This window comes from Pseudomaricurvus albidus, assembly GCF_018863235.1.
GTDB classification, from domain to species: domain Bacteria; phylum Pseudomonadota; class Gammaproteobacteria; order Pseudomonadales; family Cellvibrionaceae; genus Pseudomaricurvus; species Pseudomaricurvus albidus.
In genome coordinates this window covers 198720-219290 of sequence record NZ_JAHKRS010000007.1, presented here as the reverse complement: position 1 = coordinate 219290, position 20571 = coordinate 198720, and the positions used below count along the sequence as shown (strand labels likewise).

The window sequence follows — 20571 nt, the reverse complement described above, 5'->3', positions numbered from 1 at the left end:
CGATCCGATACCTGTTAACGGCCCCAGCTTTTCAGCTTATGTCCTTTAAGTGCATAAAAGAGAATAAACAGATAACACGGAATCATAATCCAGTAGGCGCTCTGTGAATCACCTGTGGTATCCGCGATGGCGCCATAAAGAAACGGGAATATGGCACCACCTGAGATTGCCATAATCAGCAGCGCAGAACCGGTACTGGTCAAGGAGCCCAGGCCAGCCAGCGCCATCGGCCAGATTGCTGGCCAAACCAAGGCATTTGCAAAGCCCAAAAGTGCAATAAAAAGCACAACGTTTGGAATCCCAGGTACACCCGTCCAGGCGAAAAGCGCATTCCAGACCGCATAACTCTCACCGCTGCCAAACATCACCAGGATAGAAAGCAGCAGCCCCAAAATTGCGGAGATTACCAATGCTGTTTCCTGTTTGATCCAGCGAGGGATGACCATCATGCCCACGATATAGGCCGTCACCATAAACACCATGGTGTAGGAGGTTAACTGACCGAAATTGGTCACGCCCATCTCTTTACCAAACAAACCGATGGTATCGCCGGCAATAACTTCAACGCCGACATAGAAAAACAGGGCAACCACACCAAGAATCAGGTTTGGATGCTGAGTCACTTTACGAGACGGTACATTGTCGCCATCTTCTTCAGTTGCAATCTCAGGAAGTGGAGAGAAATGGACCAATCCAGCCAGCACCAACAACATACCCGCCATGACCAGATAAGGCATAACCAGTCTGGATGACAACGCTTCCAGCTCTGCAATCTTATGAGCTGGATCCAGCGTCGCCAGATGTTCTTCAGTGAACTGGGACATGTCACTAAGGATAAAAGCGGTAAACACCAGGGGTGCAACGATACCCGCACCTTTATTCATCAGCCCCATAATACTGATTCGAACCGCAGCGGTTTCGTGTGGACCAATATGTACAATGTAGGGATTTGAAGCGGTTTGAAGGATCGTTAATCCAGTTCCAAGAACAAATAAAGCAACGAGAAAAATACTGAACATCCGCGCTTCTGCTGCAGGAATGAAGATCAACGACCCCACAGCCATGATGATCAAACCCAGCATCATTCCCTTACGGTAACCCGTACGGCGAAGAATCACCGACATTGGCAGTGCCATCACCGTGTAGGATATATAGAAAGCCATGGTGACCAGATAGGCCTCCATGTGAGTCAGTTCACAGGCAATTTGCAAGAATGGAATCAGAGAGCCATTCAACCAGGTTACAAAGCCAAAGATAAAGAACAATGTGCCTACAATAAACATAGGCATAAAGCTCGCTCCCTGCTTCTCCGTTTGACTCATTACTGTATCCATCTGCTCACCTTTATAAATATTATTTTACAGCTCACCTACAAGGTGAGCCTTTAACGTTATTTCTTTCAATTCTCACATGGCAGCTCAGACTACCGCACTCACCTGAGAAATACGTTCTTTATGACGCTCCCGGGCAAAGTACACTGCTCCCATTTCAGGCTGATCCAAAGGCTGCTCTACTTTCTCAGCAACTTCCGCTGACAACCATTTTTGTAAAGGAGCGGAAATCCCCCCTAACATTGACAGTCGGGGCGGTTCCAGTAAAAGCAGTTTTTTAGCCAGACGATCAATATAGCCAGCGCCCTGCTTCACAATGGTCGTCGCCACCTCATCACCGGCAACGGCAGCTGCCAAGACAGATGGCGCTAACCTGGCGAACTCAGAAGAAGACGCTTTGCTCATAGTTTCGACGATCTTTAAGCCATCAACGCCATAGATATCTGTGACTTTATCGACCAGCTCCGTCGACCCGGATAAACCGTCCTCTGCCATCAAAACGGCTTTGATGGCTTCCAGTCCCATCCAGGCTCCACTCCCCATATCTCCCAGTAAAAAGCCATGGCCACCCAGGGTCACACTTTCACCTTTTACCGAGGCAAAACCACAGGACCCGGTTCCAGCAACAATGACAGCGCCATCACCACCGCGATGAGCTCCCAAACAGGCGGCATGAAGATCAGTGGTTAAATACATCTCGGCAAACGGATGCTGCCATTCTTTCATTGCAGCAAACATACCCGGCAAATTAATACCGGCAAGTGCTACACCTGCGATGATTTCATTCATCTTTGCAGGCGAAACGGCCGCTGATTCCAGGGCTTGCTCAGCAGCTTCAGTTATCGAGGCCAAAGTCCGGGTTAAACCATGCAATGGGTTAGCAGGCCCGGACAGCCCTACACCCAGTATCTCTCCTGAGGATGACACCAGACAGGCACGGCACTTTGTGCCACCGCCATCCACACCCAAATATAAAGTGTCATCTGTTATTACTGTGGAAGACATTTCCAAACCTCTTGACCGCCCGTTAAAGTTTTAAACCAGGCAATCAATTAAATTCTTTAACTTACAGGTTACGCAGGCATGATAAGCCTTTTGCTATACACCCGATCCATCCCTGGATCGGGATCTGATGCTGGTAAGTGACTCGCACCAGACCGTCAGGACATTGCTTTAAATACTACCAATCAATGCCCATCCTGTATTTAACGCTCCAACTTCAAGCTTAGAACTTGAAACTGGCGCCCACAAAGAAACGGCGTCCGTTATAGATTTGAGTACCGGTGACTTCCTGACCATTGCCTGCACGGTAGATATCATCGATGGTTTCATCGGTAATATTCAGCAATTCCGCACGCAAGGTAATATTGTCAGTAATGGCATACGAGATCTGTGCATCCCACTGGACTTGCTCATCACCCAGCAACTCTCCGTTTTCCTGTAAAGTCTTGAAAAACTCGGAACGATAGCTGTAGTTCAGGCGAGCTGTGAAGTTGTTGCCTTCATAGTAGGCTGTTGCGTTGAATACATCTTCAGACAACATTGGGAAGGCAACATCACCCTCAGTTTGATTGGTATAGGTATAGTTAGCACCCAGACCAAAGCCGTTGTCGAAACTGTATTGTGCACTCAACTCGACCCCTTCCAGACCTGCATTATCACCGTTTTCAAAGGTAGTTAACGCATTAATGTAGGTACCATTAATCGTGCCTGACTTGGTAGTCGTGTAGATATAACCTTCAATATCTTTTTTGAACATGGTGGCACTGAGCAAAGATGCATCAGATAAGTACCACTCGGCACCAAATTCGAACTGCGTTGCCTCCTCCGGTTCCAATGCTGGATTACCCGCAGTACCAGAACTGGTTTCCGGAGTCAGGTTAACCGCGTAAGACAAAGCAAACGGCGCGGGGCGAGAGATCGATTTACCGGCAGCAAAACGCAGCAGCAAGTCATCTGTCAGATCATAAACAAAGTTCAGGCTTGGGAGTACATTATCGTAAGAGCCGTCAGCTGAAATGGCTTTGTCATTAGCCAGATCCCAGCCACTGGACGTGGTATCGGTTTCTACGTAGCGAAGGCCCACATTACCGCGGAAACGATTACCTTCAAACTTTGCCATGGCGTAGACTGAGTTGATGTCTTCATCAATCTCATACGAAGAAGCTCGCTCGATAGAATACTTTGTACGGCACAGGGTTGTGGAGCCAGAGGTACAGGTGGAGAGACCAAAAAATGCATCTCGCATAGCGCCTTCGTTCGGCAGAAATACTGTTGTTGAGCCCATACTGGTCTCGTCATGATCCACAGTAAAGCTTCCTGCAGCGAAATCGCCCGCCCAACCCAGAGATTCAGTACCTGGGGCTCCGTTCATCATTTCTGATTTGTAACGCTCTTGCTCAAAGCTACGAGAACGAGCTTTCGCCCCGAACTTTAATTCATTCACAGGCCCCAGAGCTACGTCAAAATTAACATCAACCTGAGCATAATCTTCAGTATCATCGGTCTTGTTGGTCTGATCAAATACTCCAGTAAGAGCCATTTGATCTGTTGGATTGCTTAACCATGGACTGCGAGAATAGTCGATCGATGGCGCATCACCACCCGGATTATAGAAATCAAAGTTAACGCGTGGATCTTGGGAATAAGCGAAGAATTCCGTAAAGAAATCGTTGTTCACGCCCTTACCAGAAGTAGTACCCACTTGCGCGCTGATAGCATAAGAATCACCCTGGAAGTCAAATTCCAGATCAAGGATTTCTGTCTCCATGGTCGAGCCATCACGATAAATATTATCGAAAGCCACATGGTTTGCCCAACCAGCCGGATCACCACCATCCACAGCCAACTCAGTAATAACACCGTTTTCAACGGTACCCTCAGAAACATTGTTTGGCCCGAACACGCCGCGGAAAGGAATACCAATCAGGTTGGAGTTGGTGTTATCAGCCTCCATTTCTGAATTGAAATAGTGCAGCCCTGTCGTGAAAGCATCGGTTGGAGCCCACTGCAGGTTGATATCAACACCGGTGCGCTCACGCTCCTGCTCAAATAATGCAGAACCCACACCCCAAGGCACCATACCTTGCTCAGTTTCACCAGCAGGCGGATTGAAAGGTGTCGCAGGATTCGTTGATGCATCCCAATCGCGATCGTACTGAGTAAAGTATGCAGGCGTGAATAACTCGGTGGTTTCACGTCGTACAGTTCGCTCCTGACGAGATACCGCAATCATCGCACCAAACGTTTCGCTTTCATTTTTCCAGCTGTACAAGCCAGAGAATGATGGATCGGTCTCTTCAGAAAGATCACTGTACTGTGCATCCACTGACAAATTGATGGTGTTAGCATCCAAGTCCAGAGGTTTACGGGTGTTCAGAATAACCGTGCCGCCCAGACCACCTTCATCAATATCCGCCTGTGCGGACTTGTATACTTCCACCGAGCCAATCATCTCGGGAGACAGCAATTCATAGTTAAAGTTACGGGTTGCATCAGCCAAAACGAACCACTGGGAAGTACCAACCGCCTGTCCATTGACCAGGGTCAGGTTACGAGAAGGCTCCATACCACGAATGGTCACCCCCTGGCCTTCACCGAAGTCTCGGGAGATAGCAACACCAGGAATACGCGCAAGAGATTCTGCGACGTTCTTGTCTGGGAACTTGCCAATATCTTCTGATGTAATGGCATCAACGACAGAGCTTGAAAAGCGCTTGATGTCCATACTCTTCTGAAGGCTTTGGCGAATTCCCAAAACCTCAATCTCTTCAATCCGTTCCAGCTTGTCTTCATCAGCCGCAAAAACAGCACCTGACAAAGCCATCGCACTTAAAGAACCGCCAACCAAAACCGCACTATTAATAGCCCGGATCGCACCCCGTAGATTTATCGCCATGATTTAGTCTCCTCAGACCTGGAGTTCATTTGCTCTTAACTTTTAGCAATATCGTTATTTAGGAAAACAACTCCCCGCCTCTTTAACCCTTGAGCAGGAGGACAACGTTGTCTTAAAAACAAAACTACACCCCTAAAGACAACGTTGTCAACAATATTTAACAATTATCCATGTAAACTCTCTGCACCCGCATTCCGCGCCTTCGTGGAGTGCGCAAACCTCGCACGGTGCACCAGCTGTAACCACTTGATCTGTCTGGGTTTCTTGAAAATTCCAGCGGCCCACTCCCGACTCGCTCAGTTTTTGAGCAACCACTTTCGTAATGACAACCCTCGCATGCGTCACAGGTCGCAGCGGGCAGTAATGCCGCATCGCTTTCTCACTCGACAGCGCCTATAATGTTGCGCTTTGCGGCGTTCCACCGGCCACACAGGTGCGACGCTCTCACGTATCATTTATTCCCGCGACATCAGACGTCCTTTATTTACCCTCTGATCGTCCAATTGCAGGTTCACAGACAGGTCCACGGAGACAATGGAAGAGCAATACCAACCATCGGCGATTGAAGCCCAGGCCCAGCAAGACTGGGACACACAACAGTGTTTTGAAGTAACCGAAGACGCATCCAAAGAAAAATTCTATTGTCTGGCCATGTTCCCCTACCCCAGCGGCAAGCTGCATATGGGACACGTGCGCAACTACACCATTACCGATGTGATCTCCCGCTATCAGCGCATGCAGGGCAAAAATGTTCTGCACCCCATGGGATGGGACGCCTTCGGCCTACCAGCTGAGAATGCTGCTATTGCCAACAAGACCGCACCGGCCAAATGGACCTACAGCAACGTTGAGTACATGAAAGGCCAGCTGAAAAGCCTGGGCTTTGGGTTTGACTGGAGTCGCGAACTGGCCACCTGCCAGCCGAGCTATTACAAGTGGGAACAATGGTTCTTTACCCGCCTGTACGAAAAAGGGCTGGTTTACAAGAAAATGGCCACCGTTAACTGGGATCCCGTGGATCAAACGGTACTCGCCAACGAACAGGTCATCGACGGTCGTGGCTGGCGCTCCGGTGCTCTGGTAGAGCGCAAGGAAATCCCCCAGTGGTTTATCAAGATTACCGATTACGCCGACGAGCTATTGACCAGCCTCGACGGTCTGCCGGATTGGCCCGAGCAGGTCAAAACCATGCAGAAGAACTGGATCGGCAAGTCAAAAGGCGTCGAGATGACCTTTGACCTGGCCACTCCGGTTGCCGGCCACAGCAGTTTTGATGTCTACACCACCCGCCCGGACACCTTGATGGGTGTGACTTATGTCAGCCTGGCTGCCGAGCACCCCATCAGCCTGAAGCTGGCCGAAGACAATGCCGAGCTGGCCGCCTTTATTCAGGAATGCAAAACCAACTCTGTGGCTGAAGCCGACATGGCCACCATGGACAAAAAGGGATTGGATACCGGACTGAAAGCCATTCACCCGCTGACCGGCGAAGAAGTCCCGGTATGGGTCGCCAACTATGTACTGATGGATTACGGCTCAGGTGCCGTGATGGCCGTGCCTGCTCACGACGAGCGGGATTTCGCCTTCGCCAACAAGTACGACCTGCCCATCAAACAAGTGATTGCCAGCACGGCCAAGGGCGATAACGATTTCTCGGGTACCGAATGGCAAGAGTGGTACGCCCGCAAGACCGATATTCAGCTGGTCAACTCCAGCCAGTTCGATGGCCTGACCTTTAAAAAGGCCTTCGACGCCATTGCCAAAGCGCTCTACGATGCCGGCAAAGGGTCGGTGAAAACCAATTTCCGTCTGCGCGACTGGGGAGTATCCCGTCAGCGTTACTGGGGTGCCCCTATTCCCATGCTGAACCTGCCTGAGGGCGGCGAAATTCCGGTTCCGATGGAAAAACTGCCGGTTTTACTGCCTGAAGACGTGATCATGGATGGCACCAACAGCCCCATCAAATCGGATACCGAGTGGCGCAAAGCCGACTGGCACAGTGCCGGTACGGAACACGAAACCGACACCTTCGACACCTTTATGGAGTCTTCCTGGTACTACGCCCGCTACACCTGTCCGGATTTCGAACAGGGCATGCTGGATCCAGAGCGCGCCAACTACTGGTTGCCGGTAGATCAGTATGTGGGCGGTATTGAGCACGCAATCCTGCACCTTCTGTACGCCCGTTTCTTCCATAAACTGATGCGCGACGAAGGCCTGGTTAACTCTGACGAACCCTTCAAGCAACTGTTGTGTCAGGGCATGGTGCTTGCCGACTCCTTCTTCAAGCAAAACGACGACGGCAGCAAAACCTGGTACAACCCGGCCGATGTTGAACTGGAACGCGACGACAAGGGTAAAGTCATCAAGGCCACTCACCCGGAAGCCGGCGAGCTGGAAATGGGTGGCATGACCAAGATGTCCAAGTCCAAGAACAACGGTATCGATCCGCAGACCGCCGTTGACCAATACGGCGCGGACACCGTTCGTTTGTTCACCATGTTTGCCGCACCCCCGGAGCAGACTCTGGAGTGGAGCGACTCCGGCGTTGAAGGCGCCAGCCGCTTCCTGCGCCGCCTGTGGAAAGCGGTTCACGGCCACCTGGCTGCCGGCGATGTTGCCGAGCTGTCCACCGACGTTGTCGAGTCACTGAACGACAGCCAGAAAGACCTGCGCCGCAAGGTACACGAGACCATCGCCAAGGTCAGCGACGATTACGGTCGCCGCCAGACCTTCAACACCGCCGTTGCTGCAGTGATGGAATTGCTGAACGAAATCAACCGCAATGCCGATCGCGCCACACCGGAAACCCGTGCGGTTGAGCGTGAAGCTCTGGAATCCGCGACCTTACTGCTGGCCCCAATCGTGCCACACATTGCCCATGCCCTTTGGCAGACGCTGGGTAACGGCGATCAGGTGATCGATGCTCCGTGGCCTCAGGTCGATGAAGCAGCGCTGGTCAAAACCTCGATTCAACTGGTGGTACAAATTAATGGTAAAGTACGGGCCAAGCTCGACGTTGCCGCCGATGCCAGCGAAGACAGCATCATCGAACTCGCCAAAAGCGACGCCAATGTGCAGAAATTCCTGGAAGGGAAAGAGATCAAAATGTGCAAGGTTATCCCCGGCAAGCTCGTCACTTTTGCCGTGAAATAGCACAGAAAGATGAGTTCATCGCGAGCGTGCACAGCAACAAGGTGAATTGCCTTAATGGCTCGTCACATGGCTTTGCCCCTCGCGATGACGTTATCCGACTTATACAGATAATCAGAAAATGGATATTTTATGAAGAAATTGCTCACCACCCTCGTAACTACGGTATTAACAGCGACCCTGCTGAGCGCCTGTGGCTGGCACCTGAGGGGCTCCATGAGTATGCCAATGGACCTTGAGAGCGTGTACGTGACTGCCGAAGACAGTCACGGTGCCCTGATCACCGATCTGAAACGCACTCTGGTATCCAACCATGTCGCTACCACCGACAGTTCCGCCGAAGCTCAATACAGCATTGCCCTGGGTAATGAGGAGCGCGAACGCCGCACGGTCTCGGTCGGCAACGATGCGCTGGCAGCAGAATACGAACTCAATATGAGTGTCGACTACCAAATCACTAATCAGGCTGGTGAAGTGATCGCTTCAAACAATGCGACAACTTACCGCTCTTACACGTTTGACCGAGATGCGGTTGTCGCCAAGGCTGAAGAAGAACGTCTGATTGAGCAGGAGATGCGCAACAACCTGGTTCAACAGATTCTGCGTCGTCTGCGTTTTGTCACCCAGGAACAATCCACTTCGGGCCCTTCAACTGACGCTCCTGCCGACACTGAAAACAATGGCCAAACTGCGCCCTGATCAACTGAACGGAGCCCTGCGCAAGCAACTGGCTCCTGTCTACCTGATCAGCGGGGATGAACCCCTGCTGGTGCAGGAAAGCTGCGACCAGATTCGGCAGGCCGCACGCAAAGCGGGCTTTAACGAGCGCGAACTGCATCATGCCGAAGCCAGTTTCGACTGGGATCAACTGCTGACCTCAGCCAACAGCCTGTCTCTCTTTGCCGAGCGCAAGATCATCGAGCTGCGTATCGACAATGGCAAACCCGGCGATAAGGGTGGCAAGGCCCTGATCAGCTATTGTGAAAATCCTCCCGAAGACACACTGCTGCTGATTGTGATGCCCAAACTGGACGGCAGCAGCCAACGCAGCAAGTGGTTCAAAGCCGTTGAAAAGGTCGCCGCCTTTGTGCAGATCTGGCCTATTGCACCGCAACAACTGCCGCGCTGGATTGATCAGCGTATCCAGCAGGCAGGCATGACTGCCAGTCACGACGCGATTGAAATGCTGGCCGCACGCATTGAAGGTAATCTGCTCGCCGCCGCCCAGGAAATTGAAAAGCTCAAACTGTTGGCAGCCGACGGCCAGATCAGCGCCGAAATGATTGCCGGCTCGGTGGCCGACAGCGCTCGCTACGATGTATTTACCCTGATCGACAAAGCCCTGCACGGCGATGCCCGGGCGGCGGTACGCACACTGCAAGGTCTCAAAGGGGAAGGAACAGACGCCACCGTTGTCCTGTGGGCACTGGCCAGAGAAATTCGCACGCTGTCTCAGGTTGCACACGCCATGCAACAGGGACAACCGCTGGACAGGGCTGCCAAAAGCGCCGGCGTCTGGGACAAGCGCAAAGCATTGGTATCCAACGCCCTGCGCCGCTTGAAGTTGTCTCAGTTACAAATGCTATTGCGCAAGGCAAACGGAATCGACAAGGCCATTAAGGGTTTGCGCAGTGCCGATGCCTGGGATGAACTCATGGATTTAACCCTGAACCTGAGCGGCACTTTCAGCTTGTCACCTCAGGTACAAAAGCTGTCTTTGGCTATCAATTAACCCAAGAAGCCTTCAAGCTCAGCCGCTGCAAACCAGAACTTCAGCACCAGCCAATACCCCTACCTCTATGCCAGCTGATTGAGCGGCACCACATTCGCCGATGAATAAAACTCACCACCCCGCAAATGCTGTCCCAGCAACGCAGCGGACATGGGCTTGGCGTACAAAAAGCCCTGAACCATATCGCAACCTTGCTGGCGCAACCATTCCGCCTGATCTTCATACTCAACCCCTTCGGCAACCACATTCAGGGCCATATTGTGAGCGAGATTGATGATGGATTTTGCAATCGCGGCATCATTTTGATCAGTGGCAATGTCATTGATAAAGCTGCGATCGATTTTCAGCTTTTGTATCGGGAAACGCTTCAGGTACGCCAGAGATGAATAACCGGTGCCAAAATCATCAATCGCCAGGGAAACTCCCATGGCATTGAGCTCATTCATCATGTTGATGGTTTGGCCTGCATGCTCCATTGCAGAGCTTTCCGTAATTTCGAGTTCAAGGTAGCGGGCAGGCAGTCCAGTCTCTCTGAGAATTTCCGCCACTCGCTTGGTAAAACTGCGCTCGCGCAACTGCCTGGGTGAGAGGTTTACAGAGACCTTTTGGCTGTATTTTCCCTCTCGCAACCAAATCTTTTGCTGCTGACAGGCGGCTCTCAAGACCCAGTCACCGAGATGAACAATTAAATCCGTCTCTTCCGCCAGCGGTATAAAGTGGGCCGGAGAAACCAGGCCTCGCTCGGGATGCTCCCAACGTACAAGTGCTTCCATCCCCAACAGACTGCCGGTTTGCAGATCAAACTGCGGCTGGTAATAAAGCAGCAACTGATCGGTATCGATGGCACGTCGCAGATCGTTTTCCAACAGCAGGAAGTTCACGGCCGACGCACTCATACCATCGGCATAGAATTTGAAATTGTCTTTACCCGCTTCTTTGGCTTTGTACATGGCAATATCAGCGTGTTTGAGCAAGCTGTCCGCCTCATCACCATCCTGCGGAAAGACACTGATACCAATACTGGCGGTCGTCGAGATTTCATGCTCCATGACGTTGATGGGATTTGCCACGCTCGCCAGAACCTTGCGAGCGACAAAGGCAATATCATCGTCAGAGTGAACCCCTTCAAGCACCAGTACAAATTCGTCCCCGCCAAGACGCGCGACCGTGTCCATATCGCGTACATTTTCTTCCAGGCGTTTGGAAAGTGCTTTCAGAAACAAGTCTCCGGCATCGTGGCCAAGACTGTCATTGATGTACTTGAAGCGATCCAGATCCAGAAGCATCAACGCCAGGCGATTGCCACTGCGTCGGGCTCTGGCCAAACCGTGGTTGATGCGATCGTAAAACAGTGCCCGGTTGGGCAGAGACGTCAGCGAGTCGTGGAACGCCATGTAATTAAGACGCGATTGCTGGTCACGCAGAGCGTCCTGGGCGTTTTTACGCTCTGTGATATCGGTACTGATGCTACAGAGGCCAAAGACTTTGCCCTTTTTGTCCCTCAGAGGGAAACGCACCATCCAATAGGAATGCATGGAGCCATCTTTGTGACGGATTTCTTCCTCGAGCTCAAGGGGTTCAAGCGTCTCAAGGACCTGCATATCCGCCGCATTGATTTTACTGGCGAGCTCGGGAGAATAAACATCCTGAATGTTTCGGCCCACATAACCCTCGTCCGAGACTCCGTCGATGTATTTGAAATGGTCGCTGGCCAAAACCACATTGCCATCGAGATCCTTCACAGAAATCAATGCCGGGGAGTAATACAGGATCGCATTCAGATAGGTTTCGCTGGCCCAGAGTGCCTGCTCGGCAATTCTGAATTTATCAGCCTGATCGGCATAGTGGCGCATCTGTATGACCTGATAAATCATCAGGCCACTGAATGCCCACAAGCTCTCCAGACGTTTCATAGCCACTTGCAACTGCGCCAGATCCTCTCTGGATTCACAGTAATATACTGCCACCGGGCTGTCCTGATCACCGACAGGCTGAACCGCCACACTGTTTACTTCCGACTTGATGGCACTGAGATTCAGTGACGGGGGCAGTTCAGCACCCGTAGAAATTGAAAAGTCCGCAGCCTCTCCGGATTGGAACACCTGGCGAATCAGACCCTGCGGTAGATTCTGAAAACTTTCCAGCGGGGCTGACAAGCTCACTGATGAGCCGCTCTCGGCCACCGACTCAACATGCAACTTATTGTCACGACAGACGACCAGCACACAGCGGTGAATCAACGGCTGAGTCACAACCAACGTCACCAAACGCTCGGCAATTTGCTTGTGGTCCAGGTCCTTGAACAGCTGCTGGAACTTGCGAATCAGTTCAACGGCCGTGTGCTTCGCCTCGGGTTTCGACTGCATATCTGTCAACTTATAACCGCCATTTCAATAATCAACCAACGCAAGAGACTCATCCCAACTTCCTGCACCAGCTAATCCCCATCTAACTTCAGCTTTTATGGCACACTGGACAAGCCGGATCACGAGGAAGCTTAAGTGTTCGCCAATCGGCACTCAGGCCATCAAACATCAATAATTTTCCGGTCAATGTCTCGCCTACCTGCGCCAGAACTTTCAACGTTTCCAGTGCCTGCATGGAGCCTATCACCCCCACCAGAGGTGAAATCACCCCACTCTCGGAGCAGCTCAGATTCTCATCCGACTCTTCGGCATAGAGGCAGCGATAACAAGGTGCCTCTTCATCTCTGGGGTCGAACACCGCCACCTGCCCTTCAAACCGAATCGCAGCCCCCGACACCAACGGTGTTCCACTGCTTACACAGGCCCGGTTAATGGCGTGCCGGGTAGAAAAGTTATCACTGCAATCCACTACTACATCGGCCGATTTCGCTTCTTCATGAAGTCTCATTTCGTCCAATCGCTCTGTAATTACGACGGTCTCTACCGTGTCATTAAGTGTTTTCAGGGTTTTCTGGGCCGACACCGCTTTCAAAGTCCCGATATCGGCGCTGCCATGAGCGATCTGACGCTGCAAATTGGACAGATCCACCTCATCAAAATCGGCAAGCACCAATTGCCCAACTCCCGCCGCAGCCAAATACATGGCTACAGGACAACCCAGACCACCCAGCCCTACGATCAAAACCCGGCTGTTTAGAATTTTTTCCTGCCCACCAATGTCCCACTGGGGCAACATGATCTGCCGGCTGTAGCGTAAGAGCTGTTCATCGTTCATGGCTGAAAATTCACCGTCACTTGATTCTTTTCCCTGCTACTCTTTTTCTACCACTCAGCAGAGCCTGTGTTCGGGGAGCGCCCGCGAGTGACCCGATCGTTATCGCCGAAGTCCCTCAGGGTCTCAACACCTTCGTAGCCCGCTTGCTCCATCAGACCGCGGACTGCGCCCCCCTGAGTATATCCATGCTCAAGAAAGAGCCAACCGCCGGGCAGTAAATGATCCCGTCCAGCCTCGATAATATGTTGTAAATCGGCCAATCCCTGATTCTTCGCTACCAGTGCAGACAGTGGTTCAAAACGCACGTCACCCTGAGACAGATGCGGGTCATCCTCATCAATATAAGGCGGATTGCTGACAATAAGATGAAAACGGCGGTCTGTCAGCTGAGAAAACCAGTCGCTGGCGAAGATTTCAACATTGTCCAGAGCCAGAGCACGCCGGTTACGCTCTGCCAGTGCGACGGCGGCCGAGGAAAAATCCACGGCTACCACAACCCATTCGGGGTACTCACTGGCCAGGGCCAGGGCAATGGCTCCTGTCCCGGTTCCCAAATCCAGAACCCTGGCGTTATCGGGCAACCCCAAATCCAGTACTGACTCCACCAGGGTTTCTGTATCTGGCCTGGGTATCAGGGTGGAATCATTCACTGCGAGGGGTAATCCCCAAAACTCTCGCTCTCCGAGCAGGTGTGCCACTGGCTGCCCCTCTCGTCGGGCCAGCAGCAATGCTTCAAAGGCCGAGAGCTGAGGCTCAGTCAGAATTTTTTCCGGCCAGGTGTAAAGGTAAGAGCGATCACGCTCCAGAACCGACGCAAGCAGCAGTTCGACATCGAGACGGGCCGAGTCACTGTCCGGTAATTCCCGGGCGCGCAGTAGGCACTGCTGAATGGTCATTGGTTGCGAGACGTCTGTCATGATGATCCCTGCCCGACCGTCGGGGTTATTCCGCCAGAGCCGCCAGTTGATCCGCCTGGTATTCATTCACCAGAGGTTGCACCACTTCATCCAGATCCCCTTCCATGACCTCACCCAGTTTGTAGAGCGTCAGGTTAATACGGTGGTCGGTGACACGCCCCTGAGGGAAATTGTAGGTTCGGATTCGCTCTGACCGATCACCGCTGCCCACCAGATTGCGCCGCTCGTCAGCAATGCTTTTCGCCGCCACTTCTTCCTGTGCGTTTTTCAGACGAGCTGCCAGCAATGACATGGCGCGCGCACGGTTTTTGTGTTGCGAACGCTCATCCTGACACTCCACCACAACACCGGTTGGAATGTGGGTAATGCGAATCGCCGAGTCGGTTTTGTTCACGTGCTGACCGCCGGCGCCGCTGGCCCGGAAGGTATCGATACGCAAATCCGCCTTGTTGATGTTCACCTCTTCCATTTCATCGGCTTCAGGCATGATGGCAACGGTACAGGCCGAAGTATGGATACGTCCCTGAGATTCGGTCTCCGGCACACGTTGCACGCGGTGAGCACCGGATTCGAATTTCAGTTTGGAGTACACGCCCTGCCCCACCACGCGGGTAATGATTTCCTTATAGCCACCGTGATCGCCTTCGCTTTCACTGAGAATTTCAATTTTCCACTTTTGGCTCTCGGCGTATTTGGAATACATGCGGAACAGATCGCCGGAAAAGATGGCCGCTTCGTCGCCACCGGTACCGGCCCTGATTTCGAGGAACACATTCTTTTCGTCATTGGGATCTTTGGGCAGCAGCAGTTTTTGCAACTCTTCCTCTAACGGCTCCAGACGCTCTTCGCTGTCCTTGAGTTCTTCCTGTGCCATTTCACGCATGTCCGCATCGCCGTCTTTCAGCAGCCCTTTGGCCTCTTCAATATCTTCGAGTACCTGACGGTATTCCTTGAAGCACTTCACCACCGGTTCCAGTTCGGCATACTCTTTGGATAATTCCCGAAACTTGTTTTGATCCGAGATAATACCCGCATCGCTGAGCAACGCGCTGACTTCGTCATAGCGATCCTGCAGGTTGTCGAGTTTTTCCAGTATTGAAGCTTTCATAGTGTGGTTCTCAGGTATTCGATTTCAAAAGAAAATGTTGGCATGGCGCCGCGTCGTTGCCAACAGAGTCACCAGCGTAGAGATGAAAGAAACCGTAGCGTCGCTACAAATCCCGCTCTTTGCTATCGCCGCGGGACAAATCAAACAGTTCGTGAGTCAGGTCAAGCAAGTGATTGTCGCCGGAGGCGCCAGCCTGCTTCAAGCGGGTAGTAGGGGCATGCAGGAGCTTGTTGGTCAAGCCGCGCGCCAACTGGTTAAGCACTTGCTCCGGTGCCGTGCCGGCCTCAAGGGATTTTAGGGCTTTGCTCAATTCCTGATCGCGCAGCTCTTCCGCTTTCTGGCGATAGGCACGGATGGTGGACACCGAGTCGAGAGCCCGCTGCTCACGCAGGTATTGCTCAACGCCATCGGCCACTATCGACGAGGCTTTTTCAGCGGCCTGTTGACGGGAGCGCATGCCCTCATCGATCACTTCACGCAAATCATCAACGCTGTAAAGGTAGACATCATCCAGCTCGCCCACTTCCGCTTCAATATCGCGGGGCACCGCTATATCCACCATAAACATGGGCTTGTGGCGACGCTTTTTCAGGGCAGACTCGACAGCGCCTTTGCCCAATAACGGCAACTGACTTGCAGTCGAGGTAATCACAATATCAGCCCGGTGCAAATGTTCCGGGATGTCCGCCAGCAAAACAGCTTCGGCGTTAAATCTTTCGGCCAACTGGCTGGCTCGCTCCAGCGTTCGGTTGGCGACGATGATTTGGCCGATTCCCTGTTGCGATAAGTGCTGGGCTACCAGCTCAATGGTCTCGCCGGCCCCAACCAACAGCGCGGTATCACGCTTGAGATCGGAAAAGATTTGTTGTGCCAACGCCACAGCGGCATAGGCAACCGAAACCGGGTTTTCACCAATCGCGGTTTCGGTGCGAACGCGCTTGGCAATTCCAAACACCTGATGAAAGGCATTATGCAGGGAACGGCCAACCGTTCCGGCATCACAGGCCACGGAATAAGCCGATTTCATCTGCCCCAGAATCTGTGGCTCGCCCAGCACAAGAGAGTCCAGACCACTGGCGACCTTCATCATATGACCGATCGCCTCACCATCGCAGTACCAGTAATGACAGGCATCCAGATCCTCGCGCTCCAGCTGGTGATAACTGGCCAGCCAGCTTTGCACCTGGTCCGGAGACGCAGTCGCGCCTGCCGACAGCTGGGCATACACTTCAGTGCGATTGCAGGTTGAAAGGATGGCAATCTCGTCCAGTTCCGGACAATTGCATGCCTGCAGCAGGGCCTCACGCATCTGCTCCGGCGCAAACGCCACCCGCTCCCGTATATCCAGAGAAGCGGTATTGTGATTAATGCCAAAAGCCAGAAGCGTCATAGAGTAATAGAGTTCACGGGAGTCATGTCGGTATGCGCCACTCGGGCGGCGTGATTTTCCGGTTACAGCGACCATCTGACAAGTGGCCAGCCCAAACAGGCGCCTATTATTACAAAGATAACGCCGGATTACTCGCAGATCCTGCACGAAATCAGGTCAAAAACCGGCCTCATCGGCTGCTTTTTCCCTTTCCTGCAAAATCAAACCTATACTGGCTATTGAGTAGAGCAACCTTTCAGGGATATGGTTGTCCTAATGTTTATGAGTTGAAACCTACGGCACCGGTCTGTGGAGAAGACTGACACAGACTTCACCCCATCCACTTGCCAACACACCCCGGCCGGAACGGGAAACACCGGCCAACAAGCCAGGTACGAACCCCCAGACAATGCAGACGAGAATCCTTTGCCCAACCAGAATAGCAGTCAACCCATGATCCGACGTCCCTTCACGACGACAGCCACATCCATTCTGGCCATCGCCGCCCTGTTTCTACAGGGGTGCTCTTATCTGACCTCTCAAGCCAGCACTGAAACTACCGCGGCAATCAGCCCACAGGAGCAGCCCAAGGCGCCAGAGCGGCCATTTCCCGCTGAAACCCTGTATGCACTGCTGGTGGCCGAAATGGCGGGCAGCCGTGAACGCTACGACATCGCACTGGGCAACTACATACAGCAGGCCCACAAAACTCGGGACCCCGGAGTTGCCGCCCGCGCCACTCGCATTGCTCGCTACCTCAATGCCCGTCAAGCTGCATTGAACACGGCCCTGTTGTGGGCAGAACTCAGCCCCGATGATCTTGAAGCCCGGTTCACCGCCGGTACCGAACTGGCTCTGAGCGGCCGACTTGAAGAAGCCATGACGCACTCCAATTATCTGCTGGAGCACCGCGGCGAAGGCATTTATCAGCCAATCGCAGCCCGGGCGGAGTCACTCAGCAACAATCAACGCGAGCAATTGATCCAGCAGTACCTGGACCTCCACAAGCAGCACCCCAAAAATACCGAACTCCTGATCGGCCTCGGCTTGCTGTACCAACAGCAAAACCAACTGGATGACGCCCTGACAATGGCCGACAAGGCGCTCGACATTGATGACCAACTGATGCCCGCGGTCATTCTCGAAACCCGATTACTGACCATACTGGACCGACAGGATGAGGCCATCGAGCGGGTTTCCTCGCTGCTTAAAAAACACCCGGACAACGAACGCCTGCGCCTTCAATATGCAAGGTTGCTGGCCTCTACGGATCTGGAAAAAGCCGAACAGCAATTTGATGAGCTACTGAAAAACAGCCCCAATGACCCCGAGCTCATCTACGCCCTGGCACTGATCAACAATGAACGCGGCGATCTGGAAGACGCCAAGGGTTATTTCCTCGAACTGACCGCTTTCGAGCATCATCGCTCGTCGGCCTATTACTATCTGGGGCAGATTGCCGAAAAAGATCAGCAATGGGATCTGGCACTGCAATACTTTCTGCAAGTAGAACCCGGCCCTGATTTTTTGCGAGCAACCTATCAGTCCACCGACATTCTGGTTCGCGGCGGTCAGGCCAGTGCCGCCAACAAGCGCATGGACGTTCTGCGCGAGCAATTTCCCGAGCAGGCAGAACGCTTTTATCTGCTGGAAGGCGAGGTACTGAGCAATCATCTGCAATTGACGGACGCTCAGAAAGTGCTGTCGGAAGGGCTTACCCGCTTCCCCAACAGTCCTCCGCTGCTGTACAGCCGCGCCATGATCAATGAACAACTCGATCGCCTGGACGAGATGGAAGATGATCTGCGACTGATTATTAAAACCGACCCGGATAACGCCACAGCGCTCAATGCTCTGGGTTATACGCTGGCTGATCGCACCACCCGCTACGACGAGGCCTACGTACTGATCGCTCAGGCACTGGAACTGAAACCCGATGACCCCGCCATCCTGGACAGCATGGGCTGGGTTCAGTATCGCCTGGGGAATTATCCGGAAGCCATAATGAAATTGCAGGAGGCCATGAAAGCTTACCCCGATCACGAAATCGCCGCACACCTGGGCGAAGTCTATTGGGTAAGTGGTCAGCGAGAGAAAGCGGAAGAGGTCTGGTCCGAGGGTCTGAAACTGAAGCCCAACAGCCGTGTTATCACTGAAGCCATAAACCGGTTGAAAGCCATTGAAAGCACCACTTCCAATCCTTAGAGTACGGTGCACCCGCAAGATTCTGAGATTTTCCTGACAACCTGATGCCCGGCAACCCTATGATTTCTGCCCAAACCTGCACTTTCGGCTCACCTGTCAGCCTGCGTCTGCCCCTGCTGGCCTGCATCGCGCTGTTACTCTCCGCCTGTGCCAGCCAGATGCCGGACCAGTCTTCCCAGTTGCCACCCATTCCGGCCGCCCCCTCCATTCAATCCCAGTGGCAGGAATACCAGCAACTGCTTGGCAGCCTTGAGTTCTGGAATCTAGAGGGCAAACTCGGCATCCGCACGCCCAACGATTCCGGCAGCGCCCACCTCAACTGGAAGCAACGACCCGAGCAATTTGCAATCCACCTGAGCGGGCCGCTTGGGCAGGGCTCTATCTGGATTCGCGGCGACGATACACAGGTATCACTCGAACGCTCGGGAGAGGAAACACTCTACGCCACCACCCCCGAACAACTGATGTACAATGCCATGGGCTGGTGGTTGCCCGTCAGTGATCTGCACTACTGGGTCAAGGGAATTCCCGCTCCGGACACCCCGATTGAAGAACAGCAACGCAATGACGACGGAACGCTCATGAGCCTGACCCAAAACCAGTGGCAACTGAGCTACTCCCGCTACCAGCAGTCAAAAGGCTGGTACCTGCCCACCAAGGTCATCGCCCAGCACTTCCCCGCCGGACAGGAGGATGCCATCAAGCTCACCCTGATCATTAAGGACTGGCAACTTAACGGATTTCCGCTGGATTAAGCCACAACCATGAATCACCAATAGACCAAGACGATTACAGCCCGATGGACTCTCTCACTCTGCCTTCCCCAGCCAAACTCAACCTGTTTTTGCACATTACCGGGCAGCGGGAAGATGGTTACCACACCCTGCAGACCCTGTTTCAACTGCTGGATTTTGGCGACGAACTCAGTTTTCAGACACGTAACGACGGTATTATCACCCTGCAACCTGATATTGAAGGCGTTGCCACAGAGGACAACCTGATCGTCAAGGCAGCACGCATCCTGCAAAACCAGAAACCCGACACACCTCTGGGGGTCGACATACAGCTGAACAAACGACTGCCAATGGGGGGCGGTATTGGCGGAGGCAGCAGCAACGCCGCCACCACACTGCTGGCACTGAATACCCTTTGGCAGCTGCAACTGGACCTTGACACCCTGGCCAACCTGGGCAGACAACTGGGAGCCGACGTTCCCGTCTTTGTCCGGGGACAAACCGCCTGGGCCGAAGGTATCGGCGAACAACTGCAAGCTGTTGAAATGCCTGAATATTGGTTTCTGGTGCTAACGCCAAACTGCCACGTTTCCACCGCTGAAATTTTTTCACACAAAGATTTGACAAGAGACACTTCGAACATTACAGTAGCGGCCTTTCTTGAGCAGGGTGGCCACAATGACTGCCAGCCACTGGTGCTAAACCTCTACCCCGAGGTCAAAAAAGCACTGGAATGGTTAAGCCAATATGGCGATGCCAAGATGACCGGAACAGGTGCCTGTGTTTTTGCCCCGTTCGACAACAAAGCCTCAGCTGAGGCAGTACTGGCCAAAGCGCCAGACAGCCTGCAAGGGTTTGTTGCTCGCGGAGTAAACCAATCACAAGTACATCAACTGTTAAACCGGTAAGTTAAGTTGCTAGAC

The 20571-nt window shown here is 52.9% G+C and carries 14 protein-coding genes; 6 read left to right on the top strand and 8 right to left on the bottom strand.

The genetic code is table 11. The annotated features are described in order from the left end of the window. Positions 1–14: 14 nt before the first annotated feature. The 3 genes from KOI40_RS13065 to KOI40_RS13055 all read right to left on the bottom strand — a co-directional run bounded on the left by KOI40_RS13065 (position 15) and on the right by KOI40_RS13055 (position 5229). On the bottom strand, positions 15–1322 hold the full coding sequence (locus tag KOI40_RS13065; protein WP_233710251.1) for a sugar MFS transporter: 1308 nt from the start codon (positions 1320–1322) through the stop codon (positions 15–17). A gap of 96 nt (positions 1323–1418) precedes the next feature. Then, a complete protein-coding gene (gene nagK / locus KOI40_RS13060; RefSeq protein ID WP_216097966.1) occupies positions 1419–2336 on the bottom strand; it encodes an N-acetylglucosamine kinase in 918 nt (305 codons plus the stop codon). Positions 2337–2556: 220 nt separating this feature from the next. Next, positions 2557–5229: a TonB-dependent receptor gene (locus tag KOI40_RS13055; RefSeq protein ID WP_216097965.1), complete on the bottom strand. Its 2673-nt coding sequence runs from the start codon at positions 5227–5229 to the stop codon at positions 2557–2559. 534 nt (positions 5230–5763) lie between these two features. Between KOI40_RS13055 and leuS the strand changes: the two genes are divergently transcribed. The 3 genes from leuS (at position 5764) to holA (ending at position 10114) form a co-directional block, all read left to right on the top strand. Further along, positions 5764–8385, top strand: a complete 2622-nt coding sequence (leuS, locus tag KOI40_RS13050) for a leucine--tRNA ligase (protein ID WP_216097964.1) — start codon at positions 5764–5766, stop codon at positions 8383–8385. 129 nt (positions 8386–8514) lie between these two features. Then, the gene (locus KOI40_RS13045; protein ID WP_216097963.1) at positions 8515–9081 is read left to right on the top strand and encodes an LPS-assembly lipoprotein LptE; all 567 of its coding nucleotides are present in this window, start codon (positions 8515–8517) and stop codon (positions 9079–9081) included. After that, positions 9062–10114, top strand: coding sequence for a DNA polymerase III subunit delta (gene holA / locus KOI40_RS13040; RefSeq protein WP_216097962.1), 1053 nt, complete (start codon positions 9062–9064; stop codon positions 10112–10114). The genes KOI40_RS13045 and holA overlap by 20 nt, the downstream gene beginning before the upstream one ends. A gap of 65 nt (positions 10115–10179) precedes the next feature. Here holA and KOI40_RS13035 read toward each other — a convergent pair whose 3' ends face one another. The 5 genes from KOI40_RS13035 to hemA form a co-directional block, all read right to left on the bottom strand. Continuing rightward, positions 10180–12480 carry a putative bifunctional diguanylate cyclase/phosphodiesterase gene (locus KOI40_RS13035; protein ID WP_216097961.1) on the bottom strand — a complete coding sequence of 767 codons (2301 nt, stop codon included), beginning with the start codon at positions 12478–12480 and terminating at the stop codon, positions 10180–10182. Between the two features lie 88 nt (positions 12481–12568). Further along, positions 12569–13315, bottom strand: coding sequence for a HesA/MoeB/ThiF family protein (locus KOI40_RS13030; protein WP_216097960.1), 747 nt, complete (start codon positions 13313–13315; stop codon positions 12569–12571). A 47-nt stretch (positions 13316–13362) separates the two neighbouring features. Next, positions 13363–14232 carry a peptide chain release factor N(5)-glutamine methyltransferase gene (gene prmC, locus KOI40_RS13025; RefSeq protein WP_304504221.1) on the bottom strand — a complete coding sequence of 290 codons (870 nt, stop codon included), beginning with the start codon at positions 14230–14232 and terminating at the stop codon, positions 13363–13365. A 25-nt stretch (positions 14233–14257) separates the two neighbouring features. Continuing rightward, complete coding sequence (gene prfA, locus KOI40_RS13020; protein ID WP_216097959.1) at positions 14258–15340, bottom strand: peptide chain release factor 1; 1083 nt, start codon at positions 15338–15340, stop codon at positions 14258–14260. A 103-nt stretch (positions 15341–15443) separates the two neighbouring features. Next, positions 15444–16730, bottom strand: a complete 1287-nt coding sequence (gene hemA / locus KOI40_RS13015; protein WP_216097958.1) for a glutamyl-tRNA reductase — start codon at positions 16728–16730, stop codon at positions 15444–15446. 432 nt (positions 16731–17162) lie between these two features. Here hemA and KOI40_RS13010 point away from each other — a divergent pair, with 432 nt between their 5' ends. From KOI40_RS13010 to ispE, 3 genes are read left to right on the top strand one after another with little or no spacing between them, the layout of a single operon-like run. After that, positions 17163–18914, top strand: a complete 1752-nt coding sequence (locus KOI40_RS13010) for a tetratricopeptide repeat protein (RefSeq protein ID WP_216097957.1) — start codon at positions 17163–17165, stop codon at positions 18912–18914. Positions 18915–18973: 59 nt separating this feature from the next. After that, positions 18974–19669: a lipoprotein insertase outer membrane protein LolB gene (gene lolB, locus KOI40_RS13005; protein WP_216097956.1), complete on the top strand. Its 696-nt coding sequence runs from the start codon at positions 18974–18976 to the stop codon at positions 19667–19669. A 44-nt stretch (positions 19670–19713) separates the two neighbouring features. Then, entirely contained in the window at positions 19714–20556 is an 843-nt protein-coding gene (gene ispE / locus KOI40_RS13000) for a 4-(cytidine 5'-diphospho)-2-C-methyl-D-erythritol kinase (protein ID WP_216097955.1), read from the top strand. Positions 20557–20571 lie beyond the last annotated feature (15 nt).